The 26,690-nt window shown below is 57.8% G+C and carries 22 protein-coding genes and 1 pseudogene; 21 read left to right on the plus strand and 2 right to left on the minus strand.

Annotated elements, in window-relative coordinates; all coding sequences use genetic code 11:
- Positions 1-235 precede the first annotated feature (235 nt).
- Positions 236-664: a Sec-independent protein translocase protein TatB gene (tatB, locus tag JNM42_RS09980; RefSeq protein ID WP_294268892.1), complete on the plus strand. Its 429-nt coding sequence runs from the start codon at positions 236-238 to the stop codon at positions 662-664.
- Positions 665-671: 7 nt separating this feature from the next.
- Positions 672-1,430 carry a twin-arginine translocase subunit TatC gene (tatC, locus tag JNM42_RS09985; RefSeq protein WP_294268895.1) on the plus strand — a complete coding sequence of 253 codons (759 nt, stop codon included), beginning with the start codon at positions 672-674 and terminating at the stop codon, positions 1,428-1,430.
- A gap of 1 nt (position 1,431) precedes the next feature.
- On the opposite strand, the gene JNM42_RS09990 is transcribed toward tatC, so the two are convergent.
- Positions 1,432-2,607 (minus strand): trypsin-like peptidase domain-containing protein, encoded by a 1,176-nt coding sequence (locus JNM42_RS09990; RefSeq protein WP_294268898.1) that lies wholly within the window; start codon positions 2,605-2,607, stop codon positions 1,432-1,434.
- A 13-nt stretch (positions 2,608-2,620) separates the two neighbouring features.
- Here JNM42_RS09990 and JNM42_RS09995 point away from each other — a divergent pair, with 13 nt between their 5' ends.
- The 4 genes from JNM42_RS09995 (at position 2,621) to JNM42_RS10010 (ending at position 6,000) form a co-directional block, all read left to right on the plus strand.
- The gene (locus JNM42_RS09995; protein WP_294268953.1) at positions 2,621-3,367 is read left to right on the plus strand and encodes a Nif3-like dinuclear metal center hexameric protein; all 747 of its coding nucleotides are present in this window, start codon (positions 2,621-2,623) and stop codon (positions 3,365-3,367) included.
- Positions 3,368-3,413: 46 nt separating this feature from the next.
- Positions 3,414-4,097, plus strand: coding sequence for a fumarylacetoacetate hydrolase family protein (locus JNM42_RS10000; protein ID WP_294268899.1), 684 nt, complete (start codon positions 3,414-3,416; stop codon positions 4,095-4,097).
- Positions 4,098-4,137: 40 nt separating this feature from the next.
- On the plus strand, positions 4,138-4,494 hold the full coding sequence (locus tag JNM42_RS10005) for a cupin domain-containing protein (protein ID WP_294268902.1): 357 nt from the start codon (positions 4,138-4,140) through the stop codon (positions 4,492-4,494).
- A 171-nt stretch (positions 4,495-4,665) separates the two neighbouring features.
- Positions 4,666-6,000 carry an MATE family efflux transporter gene (locus JNM42_RS10010; RefSeq protein WP_294268905.1) on the plus strand — a complete coding sequence of 445 codons (1,335 nt, stop codon included), beginning with the start codon at positions 4,666-4,668 and terminating at the stop codon, positions 5,998-6,000.
- A gap of 68 nt (positions 6,001-6,068) precedes the next feature.
- Here the strand turns inward: JNM42_RS10010 and JNM42_RS10015 are convergent, their stop codons facing one another.
- Positions 6,069-7,841 (minus strand): PDZ domain-containing protein, encoded by a 1,773-nt coding sequence (locus JNM42_RS10015; protein ID WP_294268907.1) that lies wholly within the window; start codon positions 7,839-7,841, stop codon positions 6,069-6,071.
- A 336-nt stretch (positions 7,842-8,177) separates the two neighbouring features.
- On the opposite strand from JNM42_RS10015, the gene JNM42_RS10020 reads away from it, so the two are divergent.
- The 15 genes and pseudogenes from JNM42_RS10020 to JNM42_RS10090 form a co-directional block, all read left to right on the plus strand.
- Positions 8,178-8,693 (plus strand): DUF2889 domain-containing protein, encoded by a 516-nt coding sequence (locus JNM42_RS10020; protein WP_294268910.1) that lies wholly within the window; start codon positions 8,178-8,180, stop codon positions 8,691-8,693.
- A 54-nt stretch (positions 8,694-8,747) separates the two neighbouring features.
- Complete coding sequence (gene sucC / locus JNM42_RS10025; protein WP_294268913.1) at positions 8,748-9,908, plus strand: ADP-forming succinate--CoA ligase subunit beta; 1,161 nt, start codon at positions 8,748-8,750, stop codon at positions 9,906-9,908.
- An 11-nt stretch (positions 9,909-9,919) separates the two neighbouring features.
- Positions 9,920-10,816 carry a succinate--CoA ligase subunit alpha gene (sucD, locus tag JNM42_RS10030; RefSeq protein ID WP_294268917.1) on the plus strand — a complete coding sequence of 299 codons (897 nt, stop codon included), beginning with the start codon at positions 9,920-9,922 and terminating at the stop codon, positions 10,814-10,816.
- 187 nt (positions 10,817-11,003) lie between these two features.
- Entirely contained in the window at positions 11,004-11,978 is a 975-nt protein-coding gene (locus JNM42_RS10035) for an ornithine cyclodeaminase family protein (protein ID WP_294268920.1), read from the plus strand.
- A gap of 293 nt (positions 11,979-12,271) precedes the next feature.
- Entirely contained in the window at positions 12,272-14,818 is a 2,547-nt protein-coding gene (locus tag JNM42_RS10040; RefSeq protein WP_294268924.1) for a serine/threonine-protein kinase, read from the plus strand.
- A gap of 9 nt (positions 14,819-14,827) precedes the next feature.
- Complete coding sequence (locus tag JNM42_RS10045; RefSeq protein WP_294268929.1) at positions 14,828-15,658, plus strand: Stp1/IreP family PP2C-type Ser/Thr phosphatase; 831 nt, start codon at positions 14,828-14,830, stop codon at positions 15,656-15,658.
- Positions 15,659-15,671: 13 nt separating this feature from the next.
- On the plus strand, positions 15,672-16,412 hold the full coding sequence (locus tag JNM42_RS10050; RefSeq protein WP_294268955.1) for an FHA domain-containing protein: 741 nt from the start codon (positions 15,672-15,674) through the stop codon (positions 16,410-16,412).
- A 27-nt stretch (positions 16,413-16,439) separates the two neighbouring features.
- On the plus strand, positions 16,440-18,653 hold the full coding sequence (locus JNM42_RS10055; protein ID WP_294268932.1) for an adenylate/guanylate cyclase domain-containing protein: 2,214 nt from the start codon (positions 16,440-16,442) through the stop codon (positions 18,651-18,653).
- Between the two features lie 45 nt (positions 18,654-18,698).
- Complete coding sequence (locus JNM42_RS10060) at positions 18,699-19,466, plus strand: 3',5'-cyclic-nucleotide phosphodiesterase (protein ID WP_294268935.1); 768 nt, start codon at positions 18,699-18,701, stop codon at positions 19,464-19,466.
- 3 nt (positions 19,467-19,469) lie between these two features.
- Positions 19,470-20,555 (plus strand): cyclic nucleotide-binding domain-containing protein, encoded by a 1,086-nt coding sequence (locus tag JNM42_RS10065; protein WP_294268937.1) that lies wholly within the window; start codon positions 19,470-19,472, stop codon positions 20,553-20,555.
- Positions 20,556-20,586: 31 nt separating this feature from the next.
- Entirely contained in the window at positions 20,587-22,935 is a 2,349-nt protein-coding gene (locus tag JNM42_RS10070; protein ID WP_294268940.1) for a GspE/PulE family protein, read from the plus strand.
- Between the two features lie 22 nt (positions 22,936-22,957).
- Complete coding sequence (locus JNM42_RS10075; RefSeq protein WP_294268943.1) at positions 22,958-24,559, plus strand: HD family phosphohydrolase; 1,602 nt, start codon at positions 22,958-22,960, stop codon at positions 24,557-24,559.
- Between the two features lie 181 nt (positions 24,560-24,740).
- Positions 24,741-25,430: a ribulose-phosphate 3-epimerase gene (gene rpe, locus JNM42_RS10080; protein WP_294268946.1), complete on the plus strand. Its 690-nt coding sequence runs from the start codon at positions 24,741-24,743 to the stop codon at positions 25,428-25,430.
- 132 nt (positions 25,431-25,562) lie between these two features.
- On the plus strand, positions 25,563-26,288 hold the full coding sequence (locus JNM42_RS10085) for a phosphoglycolate phosphatase (RefSeq protein WP_294268950.1): 726 nt from the start codon (positions 25,563-25,565) through the stop codon (positions 26,286-26,288).
- A gap of 142 nt (positions 26,289-26,430) precedes the next feature.
- A pseudogene (locus JNM42_RS10090) lies at positions 26,431-26,690 on the plus strand (anthranilate synthase component I); the annotation flags it as partial.

Genomic DNA, 26,690 nt, shown 5'->3' on the forward strand with positions numbered 1-26,690 from the left:
GAAGGCGTAAAGGACGCTGCGGCAGAGAACAAGCCGACGGCCGATGCGCCTTCGCCTCCACCGCAGCAGGTCGGCGGCGGGCAGACGATCGAGGGCGAGGTCAAGGAAAAGACCAAGTCGTGAGGTGATGCAAGCAAGGACTCCGGAGTGAGGCGTTGTCAGTCCCCTCACCGTTCAAGTCTCCCTTGCGCACTCCTCATTCCTTACTCCTGACCCCTCACTTCCCACTGAACCCATGTTCGATGTCGGCTTCTCCGAACTGATCGTTATTGCCATCGTCGCCCTGGTGGTGATCGGACCTGAGCGTCTGCCCAAGGTGGCGCGCACGGTTGGGCATCTGCTCGGCCGCATGCAGCGTTATGTCAATGATGTCAAGTCCGACATCAGCCGTGAAATGCAGCTCGATGAACTGAAGAAGCTGCAAGCCGAGGTGAAGGATTCGGCACGCAGCTTCGAGCGCAGCATGAGCAGTGAATTGCAGGCAATTGAAAAGGTTGTCGATCCAACGGCGGCGTCAGTCGACCTGGGTCTTTCACCCCCCTCGACTGCAGGTATGACGTCAGTCGGGGCACAGAACATGACGCCACGGGTGACCGGCGAATCTGCCGGCCCTGCCGGAACTTCAGAATCCGCTGCGTCTGCCAGTCCGGCAGCCAAAGCGTGAACGCCGCATGAGTCAGCCGGAAGACACTTTTCTCTCGCATCTCTTCGAGTTGCGCGACCGCCTGATTCGGGTTCTGCTCTCCATCGGCATCGTGTTTGTTTGCCTGTTCCCCTGGGCCAAGGAACTTTACGCGCTTCTCGCCAAGCCGCTCCTGGCCTCCCTGCCACAGGGCGGGCAGATGATTGCCACCGACGTCGTCGGCGTTTTTCTGGTGCCGATGAAGGTGACGCTGATGCTCGCCTTCCTGATCGCCCTGCCTTACGTTCTCTATCAGATCTGGGCCTTCGTTGCGCCCGGCCTGTATGCCCACGAGAAACGGCTGGCACTACCGCTGGTGGCGGCCAGCGTCGTCCTCTTCTTTATCGGGATGGCCTTCGCGTATTTTCTGGTTTTTCCGACAGTCTTCGGTTTCATGGCCAAGGTCGCGCCGGAAGGTGTCGCCTGGATGACCGATATTGAAAAGTATCTCTCCTTTGTGATGAGCACCTTTTTAGCCTTCGGCGTGACTTTCGAGGTGCCGGTGGTGGTGATCGTCCTGGTGCAGATGCGCATCGTCAAGCTCGCCACACTCAAGGAATGGCGACCTTACGTGATTGTCGGCGCGTTCGTGGTCGGCGCCATCTTCACCCCGCCGGACGTGATTTCACAGCTCATGCTGGCCATTCCGCTCTGCCTGCTATATGAGTTGGGGATGTTGATGGCACGCTTTGTCAGCAAGCCGGACGCCGATCCGGCGGTCTCGGAGCAAAACCCGGACAAGACCTGAATTAATCGCGTTCGCGGCGCAGAGGTGGCCGTTTGCCGATGCGGATCGTGGTATCGAATAGCGTTTTCTGACGGCGCAATTTGAATGGAATCATCTCGCCGGGTTTCTGACTGGCGATCAGATCGAGCATGACCTGAGGATTCTTGACGGATTGCTCACCGACCAGAAGCAGGATATCGCCCGGTTTGATGCCCCCCACGTCAGCCGGGCTGCCGCGCTGGACGCCGGCGATCAGCGCGCCGTCCGCGTCGGGCAGGCCGAAGGACTCGGCAAGTTCCTGGGTGATCTCCTGCGCTTCGACACCAATCCAGCCGCGCGTTACCGAGCCGCTCTGGATGATCTGTTCCATGACGTTCCGGGCGGTCGATATCGGAATGGCAAAGCCAATGCCGAGCGAGCCGCCGGTACGCGAATAAATCGCCGAGTTGATGCCGACCAGATTGCCCCGACTGTCGATCAGCGCACCGCCCGAATTGCCGGGGTTGATGGCGGCGTCGGTCTGGATGAAATTCTCGAAGGTATTGATTCCCAGATGCGAGCGTCCCAGGGCCGAGACGATGCCCATGGTCACCGTCTGGCCGACGCCGAAGGGATTGCCGATCGCGAGCACGACATCGCCGACGATGACATTGTCCATCTGGCCGAGGGTAATCGCCGGCAATTTGAGCGATTTGACTTTCTCAGGGTCGATCTGCAGCACGGCAAGATCGGTCTCAGGGTCGCCGCCGACCAGACGGGCATTCAGGTTGTGCCCGTCGTTCAGCGTGACCTCGATCTGGTCGGCACCGTCGACCACATGAAAATTGGTGAGAATGAAGCCATTCGGGCTGACAATGACCCCTGAGCCGAGCCCCGAAGTGGTTTGTCCTTCGGCATCCGGGCGTTCGCCAAAAAAGTGGCGGAACAGCGGGTCGTCGATCAGCGGGTGGCGCGGCATCCTGATTTTTTGCGAGGTAAAAATATGCACCACGGAGGGCAACGCTTTTCTGGCGGCGTCGCGGTAGGAGCCGGTAGCAATGACCGATTCGCCAGTGCTCGGGGCTTCCTGCACGGCGACGATGCCCTGGTTGTTGCCGAGCGTCTTGCCCAGCCATTCAGGCTTGAGGGTACTGACCACAAAAAGAACGGCAAGACTAACCGTGACGGTTTGTGCAAAAATCAACCAGAGTCTGCGCATGGAAAGCCCAATGATGAAACGTGATCAACTGACGCGCTATCTTGACGAACTGCTTGAATCGGCGCGCTTTAAGGATTATTGCCCAAACGGCCTGCAAGTGGAAGGATGTGGCGACGTGCAACGTGTCGTCGCTGGCGTCACCGCCAGCCAGGCGCTGGTCGACGCGGCCATTGAGCGCGGGGCGGATACCCTGCTCGTGCATCACGGCTGGTTCTGGCGCGGCGAGGATGGACGCGTGACCGGATTTCGCAAGGCGCGCCTGCAGGCGCTGCTGAAGCACGACATCAACCTGATCGGCTATCACCTGCCGCTCGACAGTCACGTCGAATTCGGCAACAACGCGCAACTGGCCAAACGCCTGGGGTGGACGCTCGAAGGGCGTTTCGGCGAGCAGGATCTCGGTTGGTATGGCCACACGTCGGCACCGACAACACTTTTCGATCTGGGACGCCAAGTCGCTGTGCAATTGCAGCGCGAGCCTCAGGTCATCGGCGAGGCGAGCAAGCCGGTGAGCCGTATTGCCTGGTGTTCGGGCGGTGCGCAAGGCATTTTCGAGCAGGCGATTGCTACGGGCGTCGACGTCTATCTGAGCGGAGAGATTTCTGAGCAGAATGTCCATCTGGCGCGTGAATCGGGCGTTGCCTATATGGCTGCCGGCCACCACGCCACCGAGCGTTACGGTGTTCAGGCGCTGGCCGCGCATCTGGCCGCTCGCTTTGGCCTGGAGTGCGAGTTTGTCGATATCGATAATCCGGTTTGAGGCAGATCATTTTCACAAGGAATAACCATTTTTAAGGGGAGTTGGCATGAACCATGTTTTTCCGCCTGCAGCGCAGGTCGTACTTCACGTCGCTGGCCGCGAGGCACTCTTTCCGGTGCGTCGGGTTTATTGTGTCGGGCGCAATTACGCCGACCATGCGGCCGAAATGGGCGCCGATACGCGCGAGCCGCCATTCTTCTTCAGCAAGCCGGCGGATGCGCTGGTTCCCGGCGGCGGCGACGTCACCTATCCGCCGATGACCAGTAACCTTCAGCATGAAGTCGAACTGGTTGTGGCACTCGGCAAGGGCGGTTCCAGCATTCCAGCCGATCAGGCGCTGGAGTGCGTGTTTGGCTACGCCGTCGGCTTTGATCTGACCCGGCGCGATCTTCAGTCGCGCGCCAAGGACAAGGGGCATCCGTGGGACATGGGCAAGGGTTTCGACCAGAGCGGGCCGATCAGTGATATTCAGCCGGTGGCTGTGGTCGGTCATCCGGGGAAGGTCGCCATCTGGCTCAAGGTCAACGGCGAGTTGCGGCAAAGCGGAGAGCTTGCGCAGATGTCATGGAAGGTGGCCGAAGTGATCGCCAACCTTTCAACTTATGTTTGCCTGGCGCCGGGCGACCTGATCTTTACCGGGACGCCGGCGGGTGTATCGACGGTCGTGCGCGGCGATGTGCTCGAAGGCGGCGTTGAGGGCGTTGGCGAGTTGACGGTCAGGATCGTTTGATGCGGTGTGCGTCGTGGTGGTAGTCGATGTGCGAGAAAACATGAAAACCAGCTACCGGACCATCACGGCCTACGTCACCAAGGACGGCTCGGAAATCCGTGAACTGATGCATCCGGCCGTTCACGGCAATGCCCGGCAGAGTCTGGCCGAGGCGATCGTTCAGCCGGGGCAGAAAACGCAATTGCACCGGCACCTGATGAGCGAAGAGTTGTATCACGTTACGCAGGGCTCGGGAATCATGCGCCTTGGCGAAAACAGCCTGCTCATCGGGGACGGCGATACGGTGCACATTGCCCCCGGAGTGGCGCACTGCGTGCAGGCGACAGGTGAGTCACCCCTGCACATTCTTTGCTGTTGCAGCCCGGCCTATAGTCATGAGGATACGGAGATGCTGTAGCGCCCCAGAGCCGGTGCGCCAAGCAGGGCGTTGCCCTTGAGGATTCACCGCGCCAGTCAATACTTTTTTGTCATGCGAGTCCTCACCGGCCGTTCCGGCCACAATCGAAACGCGCGTTGACTGGCGAAATGCGCTAGCCTGAGCCACCCTTTCCTGCCTACTGGCGCCTCAATGTTTTTTCAACAGACCCGTCTGATTCTGCTCCATGCGGCACCCATGCTGGTTGCCCAGATGGCCTCGATGGGCATGATGGTGATCGACACGGTGCTGCTTGGCCATTATGGCACCGAGGATCTTGCGGCGGTGGCGGTTGGCGGCGGTATTTACATCGCGGTGATCTTCGCGCTGGTCGGCATCCTGCAGGCGGTATCGCCAATGGTCGCCCAGCTCAAGGGGGCCGGACGCGAGGTCGAGATCGCTGGCACCTTGCAGCAAGCTTTCTGGCTGGCTTTGCTGCTTGCCGTACCGGGCGTCGTCTTTCTGCATCACCCGGACGCCCTGCTTTCCCTGTCGGACATCGAGCCGGGCGTCGAGTCCAAGGCGCGTGCCTATCTCGCCCTGCTGGCCTGGGGAATGCCTGCCGCACTGCTTTATCGTACATTCTACGCGTTCAGCAACGCGCTTGGCCGGCCTCGCCCGCTGATGCTGATCTCTCTTGGCGGCGCGCTGCTGCATGCTGTCCTGGCCTGGCTACTGGTGACCGGACGCCTCAGTTCCGAGGGTCTGGGTGCATTGGGCTGTGCTATCTCGAATGCCGTGGTGAGCTGGTTTGCGCTGTTGTGCGGCGCCCTCTACATGGTCTTCAGCAAACCTATGGCTGTGTATCGCTTGCTGCATGGCTGGCAACGCCCGTGTCCGGGAACCTTGAAAGAGCTGGTGCGACTCGGGCTGCCGATGGGCTTCTCGAACTTTGTCGAAATATCATCCTTCACTCTGATCTCGCTCTTCGTCGCTCAGCTTGGCGCAACGATTGTCGCCGGGCATCGCATCGTCGCCAATCTGGCGGCCCTCTGTTACATGCTGCCGCTGGCCTTGGCCGTTGCCACGCTGGCGCAGGTCGGGCTGGCGGCGGGCGCGCGTGACTGGCGTCGAGCACAGGTGTCCGCCGGCGCCGGACTGCTGCTCGCCGGCGCACTGGCTAGCGGCCTGGGTTTCATGCTGTGGCTGAGCGAAGCCGCTCTGGTGAATGCCTTCAGCAGCGACCCGGCCGTGCGCCTGGTGTCGCTCTCGCTGATTGCCTACGTGGCCATTTATCAAGTGTTCGATGCGCTGCAGACCGTTGCCGCCTATGCCCTGCGCGGCTACAAGATCACCTTGGTGCCGATGTTCGTACACATCGTCTGTTTCTGGGGGATTGGTCTGCTCGGCGGCTGGTGGCTGGCCTTTCACGCGGCCCGGCCGATGGGCGTCGCCGGCTTCTGGGTGGCCTCGCTGGCCAGCTTGGTGCTGGCGGCGGTACTACTCGGCGGGCTGCTGTGGCGGAGAGTGCGAATGGTGCCGGATTAGCACGGGTTGTGCAGCGAATGGCAAGCTTGACCTGCCCGCCGGCGCCGCGCGCGAATGGATCGACAGAGTCAGGCGCCGAGCCATTCCCGGCGCAGCCGATCGGACTTTCCACTGGGCGCGAGCTTTGCCGTCTCGGCCGGGGGAGGGTCGAGGTGAACCTTGAATTCCATCAGTTCGTCGCGCCGGAAAGCGTGCACCTTGATGCTGTCGCCTGGCTGGTGACGTGCGAGTTGCCGGTCGATGCTCGCCGGTGTTACGCGCAGGCCGTCGATGGCCAGCAGGATGTCCCCGGCGGAAAGCCCGGCGGCTTGCGCCGCGCCCTGGCTGTATACGGTCGCCAGCCTGAGTTCGTTATTTTCGCTGGCAGTTTTGATGCCGAGCGAGGGAATCTTGGCCGCTTCCCAGCCCAGCTTGATGGCAAAGGGCGCGAGCAGTTTCTTCAGCGGCAATTCACCCGTGCCGTGCACGGCATCGGCAAAGAAACGCCGCAGATTGATCCCTGAAAGTTCTTCGCTGATCAGCCGGATATCGTCCTCGGCGACCCCGATGCCGGTTTTCCCGTGGCGCTGCCAGAGGGCGCGCATGGTGTCGTCGAGCGAGATTTTGCCAAGGGTTTTGCGGCGTAGTGTGAGATCGAGGGCGAGCGCGACCAGCGCACCCTTGGCGTAGTAGCTGACCACCGCATTGGGGGTGTTTTCGTCGGGCCGGTAAAACTTGCTCCAGGCATCGAAACTCGATTCGGCCAGTGTTTGCTGCCGACGGCCGGGGCCGCGTTCGACGTTGCTGATCGTTTTGGCGGTGAGTTCGAGCCAGTCCTTGAGTTCGATGACACCGCTGCGCAGGAGGGCCAGATCGTCGTAGTACGAGGTAAAGCCTTCAAAAGCCCAAAGCAGCGTCGTGTAGTTTTCGCGGTCAAGCTGGTGGGGCTTGAACGCCGCCGGCGTAATGCGCTTGACGTTCCAGGTGTGGAAGTACTCGTGACTGCACAGTCCGAGGAAGGTCCGATAGCCTTCGCTGAGGCCCTGCATGCCGGGGTACGGCAGGTCATTGCGCGCGCACAGCAGGGCGCTCGAAGCGCGATGTTCGAGACCGCCATAGCCTTCACCGACGGCGGTGACGAGAAAAACGTAGCGCGACATCGGCGCCGGTTCGCCAAAGAAACGGATCTGCCATTCGCAGATGCGCTTGAGGTCGGCGCTGAGGCGTTCCAGATCGCAGTCGTGATGACCGCTGATGGCGATCTCGTGCGGCACGCCGCAAGCCTTGAAGCGGGCCAGGGTGAAGCGGCCCATTTCGACCGGGTGGTCGATCAGTTCATCGTAGCTGGCGGCGCGGTAGAGCCCGAAGCCGTGCGGCCTGGCACAACGTGTTTCACCGCGTGCCGGTTCGAGTGCGGTGGCAATGCGCCAGTCCTTGCAAGCGTTGCCTGCTGGTGGCTGGATGTTGAGCAGACAGGGGGCATCCTCGTGTCCGTGTACGCGCAGGAAGACGCTGGTGCCGTTGAAGAAGGCGTGCGTCTGGTCGAGATGGGCGCCGCGTACCGAGAGATCCCAGGCGTAGATCACGGCGGTGACGGTGATCGGCCCGCCGTGCCGCATCGGCGCGGCCTGCCAGGTGTGCTTGTCGATCTTTGTCAGGCGTAGCGGCTTGCCGCCGGACTCGGCACGGATGGCCACTATATGCCGGGCAAAGTCGCGGATCAGGTAGCTGCCGGGAATCCAGGCGGGCAACGCGAAGCGCTGGCCGGTCGGGTCGGGGTTGGTCACGCAGCAGCAGACTTCAAAGGTATGCGCCTGCGTGCTCAGGGGCTGGATGGAATAACGGAGCGGGGTTTGTTTCATGGCTCTATGTGTTGGGATGATGTCAGTCGGATTGTACGTTCAAGCGCCTGCAATCGGCGTATCCTGCTGTTGGGTGGCACGCCTCTAAATCCGGCTGCGCAACACCCCCTTGTCAATGCCACTAGAAAAAGTCCAGTGCCTGCCTTGTTCTTCGCCCATCAGGCAAGCCGGCACTGCCGCCAGTGGGTAAATGCGAGTTTGGAACAAAAAGGTTTCAGCATAAAAGCCGGATAGTTGTGATAAAGTAACGGGGCTGAATCCAGCTCATAACGATACTGCCAATCCATCTCAGGTTTAACGATGCCCCTTCCTCCGCCCAGTGCAGTGCGCACACGCATGCATCAACGCCGCGTCAGTTTTGATGGATTCAAGCGTGTCGATGGCTTGTGGGACATTGAAGCGCGTCTGGTGGATACCAAGGATCAGGACTATCCGCTGTCGTCCGGCCTGCTCAAGCCCGGTGAGGCAGTGCACGACATGTCGGTGCGGGTAACCATCAACCGCAAGATGACCATTCTCGAGGCCGCGAGTTGCTCCGATGCAACACCCTACATGGGTTACTGCAACACCATTCCTCCGGACTACTCAAAGGTTGTCGGACTGAATCTGTTCAAGGGTTTTCTCAAGGCGGTCAAGGAGATGTTCGGCGGTACGCGGGGCTGCGCGCACCTGAGCGAATTGCTGATGTTCCTGCCTACTGCCGCATTGCAGACAATTGCCAGTGAAGTACCTGATAATGCCGATAGCGAGCATAAGCCCTATCAGCTCGATCGTTGCCACGCACTGGTTTCGCATTCGGAAACGGTTCAGCGCTATTACCCGCGCTGGTATCGCAACCAAAACCCCGGGTAGGGGATCCTGCCTAAAGATGGTCATTTAAATCTTCAATCCAAGCAAGGAAAGCGCATGAAAATTCATGAATATCAGGGGAAAGAACTTCTCAGGAAGTTCGGCGTAGTCGTTCCGCGCGGTGTTTTTTGCAACTCGGTCGATGATGCCGTGAAAGCGGCTGAATCATTGGGCGGCAAGGTCTGGGTGGTTAAAGCCCAGATCCATGCGGGCGGTCGCGGCAAGGGTGGCGGCGTCAAGGTAGCCAAGTCGCTGGACGAAGTGCGGCAGTATGCCGGGCAGATCCTCGGCATGCAACTGGTTACGCACCAGACCGGCCCGGTGGGCCAGAAGGTTCGTCGTCTGCTGATCGAGGAAGGTGCAGACATCAAGAAGGAATACTATGTCGCCGCGCTGACCGATCGTGCCACACAGAAGGTGGCCATGATGGCCTCCTCCGAAGGCGGCATGAATATCGAGGAAGTGGCGCACAACACTCCCGAGAAGATCCTCAAGGTCTTCATCGATCCGGCGATCGGCCTGACAGACGCACAAGCCAGCGAACTGGCCAACGGCATCGGCGTTCCTGCGGCTTCCGTCGGCAAAGCGGTCGAAGCGCTCAAAGGTCTTTACAAGTGCTACATGGAAACCGATGCTTCGCTGGCGGAAATCAACCCGTTGATTCTCGAAGGCAACGGCAACATCAAGGCACTCGACGCCAAGTTCAACTTCGATGGCAATGCACTTTACCGTCAGCAGGAGATCGTCGCCTTCCGCGACCTCGACGAAGAAGATCCCGATGAGCTTGAAGCCTCCAAATTCGATCTCACCTACATCGCGCTCGACGGCAATATCGGCTGCCTGGTGAACGGCGCCGGTCTGGCCATGGCCACCATGGACACGATCAAGCTGTTCGGTGCCGAGCCGGCTAATTTCCTCGACGTCGGCGGCGGCGCAACGACCGAGAAGGTGACCGAAGCGTTCAAGATCATGCTCAAGAACCCGAAGGTCAAAGGCATTCTGGTCAACATCTTCGGCGGCATCATGCGTTGCGACACGATCGCCAATGGAGTCGTCGCTGCTGCCCGTGAAACCCATTTGTCGGTGCCGCTGGTGGTGCGCATGAAGGGTACCAACGACGATCTGGGCAAGCAGATACTGAAGGATTCCGGTCTGCCGATCATCACGGCCGATTCCATGGCTGAAGCCGCCACCAAGATCGTTGCTGCGGTCAAGTAAGGAGCCACACTATGTCAATTCTGATCAACAAAAACACCAAAATCATCACCCAGGGCATTACCGGTAAGACCGGTCAATTCCACACCGAAAAGTGCCAGGAATACGCCAATGGCAAAAACTGCTTCGTCGCGGGCGTCAACCCGAAGAAAGCCGGCGAATCGATTTTTGATATTCCGATCTTCGGCTCGGTCAAGGAAGCGGCGAAGCAAACCGGTGCCACCGTCTCGGTCATCTACGTTCCGCCCCCCGGCGCGGCTGCCGCGATCTGGGAAGCGGTCGAAGCCGATCTCGATTTGGTAATCTGTATCACCGAAGGCATTCCGGTTCGCGACATGCTCGAAGTGCGCAACAAGATGAAGAAGAGGGAAGCCGCCGGCGGCAAAAAAACGCTTCTGCTCGGCCCGAACTGCCCGGGTGTGATCACGCCGGACGAAGTCAAGATCGGCATCATGCCCGGTCACATCCACAAAAAGGGTCGCATCGGCGTCGTTTCGCGCTCCGGCACGCTTACTTATGAAGCGGTAGGCCAATTGACCGAAATCGGTCTCGGCCAGTCGACGGCAGTCGGCATTGGTGGCGACCCGATCAACGGTCTCAAGCACATCGATATCATGCGCATGTTCAACGACGATCCCGATACCGACGCAGTGATCATGATCGGTGAAATCGGCGGTCCCGATGAAGCCGATGCGGCGGTCTGGTGCAAGGCCAACATGAAGAAGCCGATCGTTGGCTTCATCGCCGGTGTTACCGCGCCGGCCGGCAAGCGCATGGGCCACGCCGGTGCGCTGATTTCCGGCGGTGCCGATACGGCCAATGCCAAGCTTGCCATCATGGAAGAGTGTGGCTTCACCGTGACGCGCGACCCTTCGGAGATGGGCAAGCTGCTCAAGGCGCTGATCAAGTAGACTTTGTTTCATCAGCTAAAAAGGGCAGACTTCGGTCTGCCCTTTTTTTCGGTTCCTGCCGGGCCTGTTCTTGTCAATACTTAATCCAGCTTCAAAAAAACCTCAGCGATGAAGGCAGACAGGATGCAATGCCGGAAAATTTCCTGCCCCGGTTCTTCCGGTGCTTTTACAGTATTTTGGAGGATTTATGCCCTTGTTTTTGAATGAAGCCGATGTTCGTCAGTTGCTGACCATGCCAATGGCCATCGAGGCGGTTGAAGAAGCGCATCGTGAACTCTCGCTCGCCAATGCCGTCGATGTACCGCGACAGCGTACGCGCTTGCCTAAGACGGCGCTGCATATTCTGCAGGGGGCGCTACCAGGACGCGATGCCATTGGTTACAAGGCCTATACCAGCAACCGTGCTGGTGTCCGTTTTCTGGTTCACGTTTTCAGTGTGTCGACCGGGATGTTGCGTGTCGTGCTCGAAGCCAATCTGCTGGGAATGATGCGTACCGGGGCGGCTTCAGGGGTGGCCACCCGCGCTCTGGCCCGACCCGATGCCGATGTGATGGGACTGTTCGGCGCTGGATGGCAGGCTGAGGGGCATATCGAGGCCATTGCCGCCGTTCGTCCCCTACGCCGGGTCAAGGTTTTTGCACGCAACACGGAGCGTCTGGCAGCGTTTTGCGTAAAGATGTCGGAGCGTCTGGGAATCGATGTAATTGCGGCCTCATCGGCGGAAGAGACCGTGTGCGGCAGTGCCATCGTCAGCACTGTTACGACATCGGCGACGCCCTTGTTTGAAGCGAAGTGGCTGTCACCGGGGACACACATCAATGCGGCGGGATCGAATTCGCTGATACGGCGTGAAGTTGGCGAGGACGTACTTAACAGCAGTCACCTCATCGTCGTCGATAGCGTCGAGACGGCGCTCAAGGAAGCGGGCGATCTTCTGCCTGCACTCGAAAAGGGACGCCTTAGCGAGCGCCAACTGGTCGAACTGGGTGATGTGATTATCGGAAGTCATCCCGGTCGCAGTACGCCTGATGAGATCACGCTGTTCGAGTCGCAGGGGATGGCCGTACAGGACATAGCGCTGGCGGTGCGGATCGAGGCGCTGGCGCGGGAGCGTGGCGTGGGAATCAGGCTACCTTATGGCGACTCAAAGTTGAGCGCTTAGGCTTTTTCAAGCTTCGTCCAAATTCAGCCTGGTTGCTGTTTGAAAGCTGTTTTTCGTGTGAATTCTGTGAATTCTTGTGTTCTGGTGGCCTGCGGTTTAGCCTTGTTGCGTTTATTTTTCCGGCTTAAATTTCATTTCAGATTGACTGATCTCTTGCAGAACTGTAAGAATGCACTATAGACTGCTGTTTCTCCTTCTCATTTTCTTCTCTAAGGAGGCGGCAAGGAGATAACAGGGGCGGTAGCGGGGCTTGAAATGACCGTCCTGGTCGATGCACCAGGGGAGGGATAAAAATGCGCAAGACGGGATTCTGGAAAACTGACTGGTTCCTTGGCCTGGTTGTCAGTTGTGTCATGCTTGTTGCGGCCAGCAGCGACCTGATTCGCAGTCTGGAACGCAAGGCCTATGACCTTGGCGTTCAGGCATCGAGCCGTACCCCGCTTGATCGTGTGGCGGTTATCGCCATTGATGATGCTTCAATTGCCAACATTGGACGCTGGCCATGGCCGCGTGACCGTCTGGCAAAAATGACCGATCTGCTTGCGGCCGGCAAGGCCAGGGTGGTGGCTAACACGGTTTTCTTCTTCGAGCCGCAGATCGATCCTGGATACATCTACGTCACTCGACTACTCGATATTTTCAAAAAGACAGCGCAGAACAATGAGTCATCGCCCGCAATGGAGCAGATCAGCGGTGTACTCAACGAAGCCGAACTGGCGTTGAATACGGATCGAATTCTGGCCGAGAGCATCGGCAAGGCCGGCAATGTCCTGTTACCCATGCTGTTTGTGCTGGGTGAGCCAAAAGGACGGCCGGACAAGGATTTGCCGGAGTTCGTCACACGCAACAAGCTGTCACATGTCGCTGACAATAGTGGCGATGTCTGGCCAACACTTTCATTGCAAGTACCGATCGAAGCGTTTGGCGTCAAGGCCGCAGCCATCGGCCACCTTAACGCCAACGCCGATGTTGATGGCGCCATACGTGCTGAACCCCTGGTGTTGCGCCATTACAACCAGTACTACCCTTCGCTGTCTCTGATGATTGCGGCGAAGAGCCTGAATCTCGGACCAGCCGATGTACGCGTAGTGCTTGGCAAGGAAGTTAGTCTCGGTAATCTGCATATTCCGACCGATTCGGAAACGCAGATGAATACGTTTTTCTACAAGGAGCATGAGGGCAAGCCAGCGTTTCAGGTTGACTCCTTCTATGACGTGCTGACTGGCAAGATTCCCGCCAGCAAATATCAGGACAAAATCGTTCTTATCGGGGCCACGGCTTCGGGTGTGGGCAGCACGCAGGTGACGCCGGTTTCACCGGCCATGCCGCCGGTGCTGACCTTGGCGCATGCCGTCTCCAGCATACTGCAGGAGCATTTCTTTGTTACACCGGAGTGGGGCATCTGGGCTTCGCTTGGCGTTTTCGTGCTGGTTGCCGCCTATCTGATCGCCCTCTTGCCAAGGCTTTCGGCCGGCGTTGGTGCCATGACTACGGCGCTTATACTGGTGACCCTGATATGCGCGCATTTTGCCCTGATGGTGGGGAGTGCGCTGTGGATTCAGTTGATGGCGCCGGCCACCCTGTTGCTGGTCGGTCATCTCCTGCTGACGACCAAGCGCTTCCTGATGACCGAGCGCGGCAAGGAAAAGTCGGAAGCCGATTCGGCCGAGTCGAACCGAATGCTCGGCCTTGCCTTCCAGGGCCAGGGTCAGCTCGACATGGCCTTCGACAAGTTTCGCAAGTGTCCGCTGGACGATGCGCTGATGGAGAATCTGTACAACCTGGCGCTTGATTTTGAGCGCAAGCGACAGTTCAACAAAGCCGAAGCGGCGTTCCGTTACATGGCCGACTACAACCCGAAGTTCCGCGACGTTGAACAGCGCCTCAGTCGTGCCAAGGCGCTGTCGGAAACCGTCATGCTCGGCGGTACCGGCGGGCGGGCCAACGCCAGTACTCTGATGCTCGGTGGCGGTCAGGTCGAAAAGCCGATGCTGGGTCGTTATCAAATCGAAAAGGAACTGGGCAAGGGAGCCATGGGCGTCGTCTATCTTGGTCGCGACCCAAAGATCAACCGTGTTGTGGCGATCAAGACCATGGCGCTGTCGCAGGAGTTTGAAGAAGACGAACTGGTCGAAGTGAAGGAACGTTTCTTCCGTGAGGCAGAAACCGCCGGCCGTCTCAACCACCCGAATATCGTAACCATGTACGATGCAGGAGAAGAGCACGATCTGGCCTATATCGCTATGGAATTCCTCAAGGGCCGCGATCTGGTGCCGTACACCAAAACTGACCACCTGTTACCGCTTCCGCAGGTGGTGAGTATCGTAGCCCGGGTAGCCGATGCGCTAGCCTACGCGCACAGCAACAACGTTGTTCATCGTGACGTCAAGCCCGCCAACGTGATGTACGAACCCGAGTCAGACCAGGTCAAGGTTACCGATTTCGGTATTGCACGCATCACCGATTCATCAAAAACAAAGACAGGCATGGTGCTCGGTACGCCGAGCTACATGTCGCCTGAACAGTTGTCGGGCAAGAAGATAGACGGCCGGTCCGACTTGTTCTCATTGGGTGTTACGCTCTACCAGATGTCTTGCGGCAAACTGCCGTTTGTCGGCGAATCGATGGCGCAACTGATGTTCAAGATTGCCAATGAGGCTTACACCGATTGTCGTGCGGTGAATCCACAGGTGCCGGATGACCTGGCAGCCGTTATTGATCGTGCCCTGAGCAAGGACATAGCGCAGCGCTATCAGACGGGTGAAGAAATGGCGCGTGATTTGCGCGCGTGCATGCATCAGACATCTGTGAAACATCCCGAAGTCGATATTCAGTTATAGGGAGACGATTTGGACAGCACGCTAAGCAACGCTCTTGAAATCGTTCTCCGAACTGACCCGGGAATGGTTAGAGGGCATAACGAAGATGCAGTATTTGCCAACCCGAATCAGGGGTTCGTGATACTGGCCGATGGTATGGGGGGTTATAACGCTGGCGAGGTGGCGAGCGGTATGGCCACCACGCTGCTATCTACCGAGCTGGAAACGGCGTTTGCCGCCAAGCCGCCCCACGAAATCGACAGAGCGAGCGGCCAGTCGTTTGCCCGTCGCTATATTCTGGAGAAGATGGCGATGACCAACTCGGCCATCTATAAAACGGCGGAAAGCCAGCCTCAGTATGCCGGGATGGGGACGACGCTGGTTATGGCCCTGTTTTACGACGATCAGATGACGGTTGCGCATATTGGCGATTCGCGGCTTTACCGCTTGCGTGGTGAAACCTTCAGTGCGATCACGCGCGACCACTCGTTGCTGCAGGAGCAGATCGATAGCGGTATGATTTCCCCTGAAGAGGCCAAGTTCTCGCAGAACAAAAACCTGGTAACGCGGGCACTGGGCGTGGATCCTGAAGTTGAAACCGAGATTCACGACTACCCGGTATTGCCCGGCGATATTTATCTGTTGTGCTCGGATGGTCTCAACGACATGGTTGAGGATGAGGAAATCCAACTCACCCTGCAGATGCTTGCCGCCAATCTGGATCTGGCAGCGACTCAACTCATTCAAATGGCCAACGATAATGGCGGACGTGATAACGTTTCGGTAATTCTGGTCAAGGTACTGCGTGAGTTTCCTGCTAATCGGGGCTGGTGGTCGAAATTTATGGCATGGTTTAGATAAGGACGGAAAATCGATGGCTAAGCTGATACTGAGTATGGACGGTCTGGTTCTCAAGGAAATACCACTGACCAAGGAGCGGATGAGCATTGGCCGCAAGGCAAGCAACGATATCCAGATCGATAATCTGGCGATCAGTGGCGAACATGCGGCGGTGGTAACAATCCTCAATGACTCCTTCCTTGAAGACCTGAACAGCACCAATGGAACGCTGGTCAATAGTCAGCCGGCGAAAAAGCATTTCCTGAAGAACGGTGATGTCATCGAGCTTGGCAAGTACAAGCTAAAGTATGTTACCGAGCAGGTGCAGCAGGTTCATGAGGCTGATTTTGAAAAGACCATGATTTTGCGGCCTAATACCCTGAAGCCGCCACCGAGCGCTGAACAGCCTTCGATGGCCACGCCTGAAGTAAAGCATACGTTTGCTGACACACAGAGCGGAAAAATGCCTCCGCCAGGAGCGGCTCCCCACCGACCCACAGCTATCCCGGCAACCGGAGCGATCCAGATACTCAATGGCGCCAGCGCCGGACGTGAGCTTGAACTGACCAAGACCCTGACCACCCTGGGCAAACCCGGCGTTCAGGTGGCGGTAATAGCCAGACGACCGCAAGGCTATTTCATCACGCATGTTGAAGGGAAGCAGTACCCTGTTTTGAATGGTCAAGTGGTTGATGCCCAGGCACATCAACTGGCAGACCATGATGTCATTGAAATTGCCGGCATCAAAATGGAGTTCTTCCTGAAAAACGCCTGATTAGCCGACCATCCGGGCGTTAGCGAATTGAAAAAAAACCTCGTTCGGATCGTGCTCGGCATGTTGCTGGGCCTGGTTTTTCTTGGTCATTCGGCCAGGGTCTATCAGATACCACTGCTCAATACGCTCGATGCGTTCGTTTACGACGGACGCCTGCGTCTGACCACCAAGGGCGGCGTCGATGAGCGTATCGTCATCCTCGATATTGACGAGAAAAGTCTGGCCGAAGCAGGTCGCTGGCCGTGGAGCCGCGACAAGATGGCGGCACTGGTCACGCAGCTTTTTGACCACTACGGGATCGCCGTTCTCGGCTTCGACGTGGTGTTTGCCGAGCCGGACAACAGTTCCGGGCTGTCGTCGCTGGAAGCCATTGCCGGCGGCGAACTCAAGGGTGACGCTGGTTTTCACTCGGCATTGAAGGAGCTTCGTGGCACCTTGGACTTTGACCGACGTTTCGCTGAGGCATTGCGCAACCGGTCGCTGGTTCTTGGCTACTATTTCACCAATATCGACCAGGCAAACCGCAGCGGTGCATTGCCCGAGCCGGTGCTTCCATCAGGAACGTTCACTGGCAGAAATGTCGCGTTAACGACCTGGAGCGGATTCGGCGGCAACCTGCCGGAATTCCAGAGCAGTGCAGTCAATGCCGGGCACTTCAATCCGATAGTTGATTTTGACGGTATTTCGCGCCGGGTTCCGATGCTCGTCGAGCACGACGGGAAGTACTACGAATCGCTTTCGCTGGCCATGGTGAGGGTGTTGCTCGGCAAGCCTCAGGTTGTTCCGGGGTACCCTGAAAGCGGGGCGCATGGCGGCCTCGAGTGGCTGGATCTGCCAACCGAGCGAGGAACCTTGCGTATTCCAGTCGACGAAAATGGAGCCAGTCTGATCCCCTATCGCGGCGTGCAGGGCAGTTTCACTTATCTTTCGGTCGCTGACGCACTGGCCGGGCGGCTGCAAGTGGATCAGCTCAAAGGAAAGATTGTTTTGCTCGGCACGACAGCGCCGGGTTTGATGGATTTGCGGGCAACGCCTGTTGGCAGCACCTACCCGGGGGTCGAGATTCATGCCAACCTGGTCGCCGGCATCCTGGATGCCGCCATCAAGCAGAAACCCTCCTATGTTCTTGGTGCCGATGTTCTGTTGCTCTCATTCTGCTGTTTTTTGCTGGCTTTCCTTTTGCCGGTACTTTCACCCTTGCGCGCGACCTTGCTGTCAATCACCTGCCTTCTGGTGGTGACGGCACTTAATTTCTCCTTGTGGGTGTCCGGTCTTGTGATGCCTCTGGCTTCGGTCGTTTCGGCCATTCTCGCGCTTTTTGCGTTGAACATGTCCTGGGGCTACTTCGTCGAGTCACGCAGCAAGCGTCAGTTCACCGAGCTCTTTGGCCAGTACGTGCCGCCCGAGCTGGTAGACGAAATGGCGCGAGACCCCGAACGTTACAGCATGGAAGGCAAGAACGAAGAACTGACCGTACTTTTCTCGGATGTTCGTGGTTTTACAAGCATCTCAGAGGGGCTCGACCCCAAGGAACTGACGCAGTTGATGAACGAGTATCTTGGCGCAATGACCAAAGTCGTCCAGAAAAATCGGGGCACACTCGACAAATACATCGGTGATGCGATCATGGCGTTCTGGGGTGCGCCGGTAGCCGATGTCGAACATGCACGCCATGCCGTGATGACCGCGCTGGAAATGCAATCCGAGTTGCGCAAGCTCGATGAGCCCTTCAAGGCGCGTGGCTGGCCGGCACTGCATGTCGGCGTCGGCATCAATAGCGGTACGATGACGGTAGGCGACATGGGGTCGAAAGTACGCAAGTCCTATACGGTGATGGGCGATGCCGTGAATCTCGGTTCGCGGCTGGAGGGGATTACCAAGCAGTATGGCGTCGGAATTATTGTGAGCGACAGTACCAGGGCCCTGGTCAAGGACTTGGTCTATCGTGAGCTTGATCGGGTTCGAGTCAAGGGCAAGGATGAGCCGGTCGGGATCTTCGAGCCTCTGGGGGCGGCAACAGAAATTAACAAGGCGTTGCAGGATGAGCTCAAGCTCTGGAATCAGGCCTTGCGCCTCTACCGCCAGCAGGATTGGGATCAAGCCGAGCTACAGTTGTACAATCTGTCGCGTATGAGTCCGGAGCGCGCACTGTATCAGATGTATACACAACGTATCGCTCATTATCGCGCTAATCCGCCAGGCGAGGCTTGGGACGGTGTGACCACCTTTGATACGAAGTGATGACAGTCAGCACGCAGGAGCAAGGCTAAGGTCAGTGGAGACAAGATGAAAGTCAGAATTCTTGGCTGTAGTGGCGGTATCGGAGGGCGTCATCTGCGCACCACCTCGATGCTCGTCGACCATGACATCCTGATTGACGCGGGTACCGGAGTGGCCGATCTCTCCCTCGCCGAACTGGCCATGATCGATCATGTGTTCATCACGCATTCACATCTGGATCATATTGCCGCGTTGCCCCTGATGATCGACTCGATTGCCGATATGCGCGACAAGCCGGTAACGGTTTATGCCAGCGATGCCACGCTTGAAATCATCCAGAATCATATCTTCAATTGGGCGATCTGGCCGGATTTCAGCGAGATCTCGATTCGCGAACAAGCGGTAATGCAATACAAGTCGATTCGCCTCGGGCAGAAAATCCGTTTTGGCGAACGCACGATCACCGCAGTACCGGCCGAGCATACGGTACCCGCCGTAGGCTATCATCTGGATTCCGGAGCCGGTAGTCTTGTGTTTACCGGCGACACCACGGCCAACGACGTTTTCTGGCCGGTAATCAACAAGATAGTCAATTTGCGCTACCTGATCATCGAAACCGCGTTCTCGAATCAGGAAAAGCGCCTGGCCATCATGTCGAAACATCTTTGTCCGAGTATGCTGGGAGACGAACTTGCCAAGCTGGTGCGCGATGCCACAATCTTTATTTCACATCTGAAGCCTGGTCAGATTGAGCTCATCATGGGAGAGATCGAGGAGTGTGCCGGCGACTTCAAACCCAGGATGCTGCAAAACAACCAGGTTTTTGAGTTCTGAGCCATGACGATCGAAACAAAGCAAGGCACCACCAGGACTTTTGGCGCTGAGGTTCTGCGCCGTTTGGAGCCCATCCGTGCACTCTCCAGCATGCGTTTGCTCGAGTTGTCCACGTTGTGCACTATCGAGACGGTAAGTCGGGGGCTTGACCCGTTTCGTTTGCAAGGTGTGACCGGGCAGTCGGTTTACTTGATGACGGGCGAACTCAAAGTTTCTTTTGACGACGGATCGTCCTGTGTTCTGGTTGGCGGAAGCGAGGCCTCAAACTGGCCGCTGGCCAAGCGTTCGCCGTTTGTGAGCGATGCCAAGGCTATCACGGACATCGAATTGATCCGTGTTGACGATGAGATGCTTGACATCATGATGACGTGGGATCAGTTGTCTGCCGGTGTTGACACGTCCGCCAGCAACCCGGAAGCCACCGACTGGCGCCTGATGTCGGGAGCCTTTCGCCTGCAGAGCCTGACCAACGGCGCGCTGTCGCGCCTGCCGGCGGCGAGTATTGATGAGTTGTTCAGACGTTTTGAACGAATCAGGATTAAGGCCGGCGAAGTAATCCTGCGTGAAGGCGAAGAAGGCGATTTCTACTACATCATTGAAAATGGTCGCTGTTCGGTATCGCGCAAGGTCGGCGGTGTCGTTATGTCGCTGGCTGAACTGAAAGCCGGCGATGCCTTCGGAGAAGAAGCACTGGTGGCCGAAAGCACGCGCAATGCAACGGTTTGCATGAAAACGGCCGGTGTTCTGCTACGCCTCAAGAAGAACGACTTTATCGAGCTGTTGCGCGAGCCTTTGCTCAAGCGAGTCTCGTGGATCGAGGCCAGGCAGCATGTGGCTGCGGGTGCGATATGGCTCGATGTGAGGTATCCGTCCGAATATCAGAATGACCGGCTGCCAGGTGCGGTTAATGTTCCACTGAGTGAAATACGGAATGCCATTGACGTACTTGACCGCCAGCCCGAATACATTGTCTATTGTCAAAGTGGGCGGCGCAGTTCAGCGGCAGCCTTTCTGCTCTCGCAACGGGGCTATCGCGCCTACTGGCTCAAAGATGGCCTGAAGGCCGGTGCGCTGCCATTGCGCAATTAACAGGGTATTGAACAGGATGAGCAATTCTCAAATGGAAAATACCGCTACAGGCGATATCAACAATCGCCTGGTGTTCCTCCAGAAACTCCAGGTAGTCACTAACAAGATTCATGCAACAAATAATATTGACGAGATCATGCTCGAACTGTCGCAGGATATCTGTGACCTGTTCAACTGTGACCGTCTGACCATTTACGTTCTCGGTGATGACAAGCAAAGCATCGTTTCCAAGGTCAAGACCGGGCTCAACTCGTTCAAGGATCTCAAGCTGCCGATCTCCGAGCACAGTGTGGCTGGCTATGTCGCCGCGACACGCAAGGCAGCCAATATCAGTGATGTCTACGACGACCATGAACTGAAAAGTTACAGTCCGAGCATGCAGTTTCTCAAGGAGGTCGACAAGCGCACTGGTTATCGTTCGAAGCAGATGCTGGTGGCACCTATTCTGGACGCACAGAACAATGACTTGCTCGGGGTCGTACAACTGATCAACAATCGTCTGGATTCGCCATTCCCGGCACTGGCCGATGAAGGCGTGCTCAGTCTCGCACAAACCTTGGCGGTGGCCTTCACCCAGCGCCAGAAAGCGCGTCAGGTGGTGCGTACAAAGTATGATTTTCTGGTCACCGATGCGATCATTTCAGCCGACGAACTGGATCTAGCCCAGCGTTCGGCACGGCGCAAGAATGTTGATCTCGAAGACATTCTGATCAAAGAGTTTCAGGTAAAGCTGTCGGCCATCGGTAACGCACTCTCCCGATTCTTCGGTGTTCCCTACGAGGCTTTCCGAGCGGATCGCATCAAGCCAATGGACCTGCTCAGGAACCTCAAGCGCGATTACGTCGAAGCCAATCAGTGGTTACCGATTGAAGAGAGCCAGGAGGGAATAGTCGTCATCTCGATGGATCCGGAGCGGATCAAGGGGTCGCGGATCGTCAATAATATATTTCCGAAAGGCAAAATTGCCTATCGCGTGACGACCAATGCCGAGTTCAAGCAGGCCATTGATCAGTTCTATGGCGCTCTTTCCGACATGGGTTCTGTCGGGGATATGCTGTCCAGTCTCGACGAGGGTGAATCCGGCGAATCCGGCGGCGGTTCTGACGAATTGAACGCGGCGGCCGACAACGAACTGGTGCGTCTGGTCAACAAGATCATCGTCGAAGCCTATCAGCAGGGCGCTTCGGATATCCACATCGAGCCGCGCCCGGGCAAGGAAAAAACCCTGGTCCGGTTCCGCAAGGACGGTTCGCTCGGGCCGTATATCGAAGTTCCGGCCTCCTATCGCAGTTCGCTGATTGCGCGCATCAAGATCATGTGTGATCTCGACATTTCCGAGAAGCGAAAACCGCAGGACGGCAAGATCAAGTTCAAGAAATTTGGCCCGGTCGACATCGAGTTGCGCGTCGCGACGATACCCACGGCGGGCGGTATGGAAGATGTGGTGATGCGCATCCTGGCTGCCGGCGAGCCGATTCCGCTCGATACGCTGGGAGTCAGCCCGGGCAATCTCGAGCGGCTGAAAAAGGTGGTCAGCCAACCCTACGGCCTGTTCTTTGTTTGCGGTCCGACGGGTTCCGGCAAAACGACAACGCTGCATTCGATCCTGAGCTACATCAACAAGCCGGAAACCAAGATTTGGACGGCTGAGGACCCGGTGGAAATCACCCAGAAGGGCCTGCGTCAGGTGCAGGTTAACAAGAAGGCCGGCCTCGACTTTGCGACGGTGATGCGCGCCTTTCTGCGCGCCGATCCGGATGTGATCATGGTCGGCGAAATGCGCGACAAGGAAACCGTTTCGATCGGTATCGAGGCCTCGCTCACCGGGCATCTGGTGTTTGCCACGCTGCACACCAACAGTGCCCCCGAGTCAATCAATCGCCTGCTCGACATGGGCATGGATCCCTTCAACTTTGCCGATGCGTTGCTTGGCATTCTTGCCCAGCGTCTGGCCAAGCGTCTGTGCAAGTCGTGCAAGCAGGCGTATGAGCCCGCGCAGGAGGAGATCAAGCAAATGATCAAGGAATACTGCGAAGACCTCACCAACACTGATAACTGGAAGAAAGACCCGAAGGCCGCCGCCGATGCCATCTATCAGGAATGGCTCAAGCTTTACGCCAAAGACGGCAAATTTACTCTGTATCGCAGCAAGGGTTGTGATGCCTGCGGCGGGAGCGGTTACAAGGGACGGGTCGGTTTGCACGAACTGCTGGTCGGCAGCGATCTGCTGAAGAAGCAGATACAGGAGCATGCGCGCGTCGCCGAACTGTTTGCCACGGGACTTAATGAAGGCATGCATACGCTCAAAATGGACGGCATTGAAAAGGTCATGTCAGGGATAACCGACCTTAAACAGGTTCGTTCGGTCTGCATCAAGTAGGGGCGATACTAGGGAGGACACAGTGGATACCATAACCGATCTTTTTCAGCGTTTCGAGCAACTCAACGCCATTGGCGCTTCGCTCTCGAACGAGCGGAATATCGATCGCCTGCTGGAAAACATCCTGCTGGCCGCGAAAGCAATCACCCACGCGGATGGAGGAACGCTCTATCGCGTCAGCGAAGACCAGAAATCCCTGCGTTTTGAAATCGTGCGTACCGACTCGCTGAAGATTGCCTATGGCGGAACCAGCGGTGAGCCGATATCGGCCAAATTCAAGGATCTGGCACTTTACAGTGAGAATGGTGAGGCCAACAACTCCCTGGTCGCCGCCTTTTCTGCAATTAATGCCAGGACGGTGAATATTGCCGATGCCTATACGGCAGAGGGGTTCGACTTCTCGGGAACGCGAAAATTCGACCAGGTGACCGGTTACCGCTCGCAGTCTTTCCTCACCGTGCCGATGAAGAATCACGAGAACGAGATCATTGGCGTACTGCAACTGCTTAACGCCATTGATCCGGCCACAGGGGCCGTACGCGTCTTTTCCGATGCCGACCAGCGACTCGCCGAGTCACTCGCCTCGCAGGCCGCCGTAGCCCTGACTAATCGCCTTCTGGTCAACCAGCTTGAAGAATTGTTCGAAGCCTTCATCACCCTCATCAACCTGGCCATTGACGAGAAATCGCCCTATACCGGCGGTCATTGCCAACGTGTGCCATCGCTGACCATGATGCTGGCCGAGGCGGTCGATGCGACGCGCGAGGGGCCGCTGGCTGGCTTTCTGATGAGCGACAAGGATCGCTACGAACTGAAGATCGCTGGCCTGCTGCACGACTGTGGCAAGGTTACGACACCGGTGCATGTTGTCGACAAGGCCACCAAGCTGCAAACGATCTTTGATCGTATACAGATGGTCGATACCCGTTTCGAAGTGATCCGGCGCGATGCCGAACTGGCCATGCTGCGTGCCGTGCTGGCCGGTGCCGACCGGGCAGCGGCAGAACAGGCCTGGCACCAGCAGCAGCGTGCCATCGACGAAGATCGCGAGTTCCTGCGCCGCGTCAATGTCGGCGGCGAATCGATGAAACCCGAGGATCAGGAACGTGTGCGCCAAATTTCACAGAACTATCGCTGGACCAATTGCGCAGGGGAGGACGTCGATTTTCTGACCGACAACGAGGTCGAGAATCTCACCATCCGTGCCGGGACGCTCACCCAGGCCGAACGCGAAACGATCAATTACCATATCGTCGCGACAATCAAGATGCTGGAATCACTGCCCTGGCCGAAGCACCTCAAGCGGGTTCCCGAGTACGCCGGAGGACACCACGAGCGCATGGACGGCAAGGGCTATCCAAAGGGGCTCAAGCGTGACGAGATGTCGGTGCAGGCACGGATCATGGGTATCGCCGATATCTTCGAGGCTTTGACCGCGCGCGACCGCCCCTACAAACCCGGCATGAAGCTCTCCCAAGCCTTGCATATTCTTGGCAACTTCCGGAAAAACGGCCATATTGACCCCGATCTGTTTGACGTCTTCATCCAGCAGAAGGTGTATTTGAGGTATGCCGAGCAATATCTCGAAGCATCGCAGATTGATGTTCCGGCGGGGGTTGGCTGAGACCCAGAGTTGCAGGTCGGGTAAGCGCCAGCGCCCCCCAAAAGGATTTGCTTCGCGGCATAACCCAACTGCGGATAGTTGCAATCATAAGCGCCCGGGCAACAAACGTTCAAGGCGATCGCTCGCGGCCTGAGCCAATCGCGGTAAAATCCCGTTTTGTCATTTTTCGTGGGATATCGCCTTGTATATCATCGCTCCCAGCATTCTTTCAGCCGACTTCACCCGGCTCGGTCAGGAAATCACCGATGTGCTGGCCGCCGGTGCCGACTGGATTCACTTCGACGTGATGGACAACCATTACGTTCCCAACCTGACCATCGGGCCGCTGGTGTGCGAAGCCATTCGTCCGCTGACCACGGCGATGATCGACGTGCATCTGATGGTCAAACCGGTCGACCGCATCGTTCCGGATTTCGCCAGGGCAGGTGCCAACATCGTCACCTTTCACCCGGAAGGATCCGAACACCTTGATCGGACGCTCTCGCTGATCCGTGAAAGCGGTTGCCAGGCCGGTCTTGTTTTCAACCCGGCAACACCGCTCCATCACATGGACTACGTGATGGACAAACTCGACGTCGTGCTGCTGATGAGCGTGAACCCCGGTTTCGGCGGGCAGAATTTCATACCGGCCACACTGGCCAAACTGAAGGCCGCGCGTGCCCGGATCGATGCCTACCAGCGCGAGAGCGGGCGCCCGATCCGCCTTGAGGTCGATGGCGGCGTCAAGGTCGACAACATCGCCCAGATTGCCCGCGCCGGTGCCGATACCTTTGTTGCCGGCTCGGCCGTCTATTGTGCAGGCAAGGATACTGACGCTCATCGCTATGACTCGATCATCGCCGCCCTGCGTGCCGAACTGGCCACCGTCTGATGGGCTGTGGCCGAACAAGCCAGAAGCATAAATCATCAGCGCAAAGAGGCAAAGGAAAGTAATCCATGAATTACCTGGCAGCATTTCGTCACTGTGCGGTTAAGAATCGAGATTCGGATGAAACAAGCCGCCATGACTGAACCCCTGTCAGTAAGCGCTGTCCTGCTCGATCTGGACGGCACGCTGCTGGACACGGTGCCTGACCTGCATGCTGCGGCCAGCGCCATGTTGCGTGATCTCGGACGCCCTGCATTGCCGCTGGAGTCGATTCGCAGCTATGTCGGGCGCGGCATTGCTAACCTCGTCAAGCGCGTGCTGGCCGGTTCGCTCGATGTAGCTGACGATCCCTCAGCGCCGCCGCAGGCGGCGCTCGACAGCTTTCGCCGGCACTATGCCTTTGAAAACGGTCGCAATGCGCGCTCTTACCCCGGTGTCATGGAGGGGCTGGACGCGTTCAAGGCCATGGGCTTGCCGCTCGGCGTGATCACCAACAAGGCCGCCGCATTTACCCTGCCTCTGCTCGAACTGAGCGGTCTGGCCGGCTATTTTGACGTAGTCGTCAGCGGCGACCTGTTGCCGAAGCCAAAGCCCGATCCGATGGGCCTGATCTGGGCCTGCGGCCGGATGGCTGTCTCACCGGCCGACACGCTGATGATCGGCGATTCGATCCATGATTTCCATGCCGGCAGGGCCGCCGGCTGCCATGTTTTCCTGGTGCCCTATGGCTATAACGAGGGCCTCGATGTGCGCAATCTCGATTGCGATGCTATAGTCCCCACTGTTGAAAACGCCGCCCGGCGCATCCAGCACAACAAAATGACAGGGCAGCACAACCCACTTCACACCGCTCGCGCATGAAACCACTACACCACAATCTGCATCGGGAGCCCGCATTCTGGGCGGAGGCCTGGCCCTGGCGTCACGAGCGCTAATCCTGGGTCTCGTCGCGGCACCCCGCGTGCCGTGCACCGTGTTGCAGCAATTGTCCGTGGAGCAAATCATGACTGAAGCGTATTTCAACCGGCTGGCCGCTGAAGGCTATAACCGCATTCCCGTTACCCTTGAGACCTTTGCCGATCTCGACACCCCGCTCTCGATCTACCTGAAGCTGGCCAATGCGCCCTACACCTATCTGCTCGAGTCGGTGCATGGTGGCGAGCGTTTCGGCCGTTACTCGATCATCGGTCTGGCCAGTCCGACGCGCATCGTCGTCAATGCCCACCAGGTTCTGGTGCTCACCGGCAACCGCATCGCCGAGCG

Origin of the sequence: Propionivibrio sp., from assembly GCF_016790145.1 — a bacterium.
Lineage (GTDB): Bacteria > Pseudomonadota > Gammaproteobacteria > Burkholderiales > Rhodocyclaceae > Propionivibrio.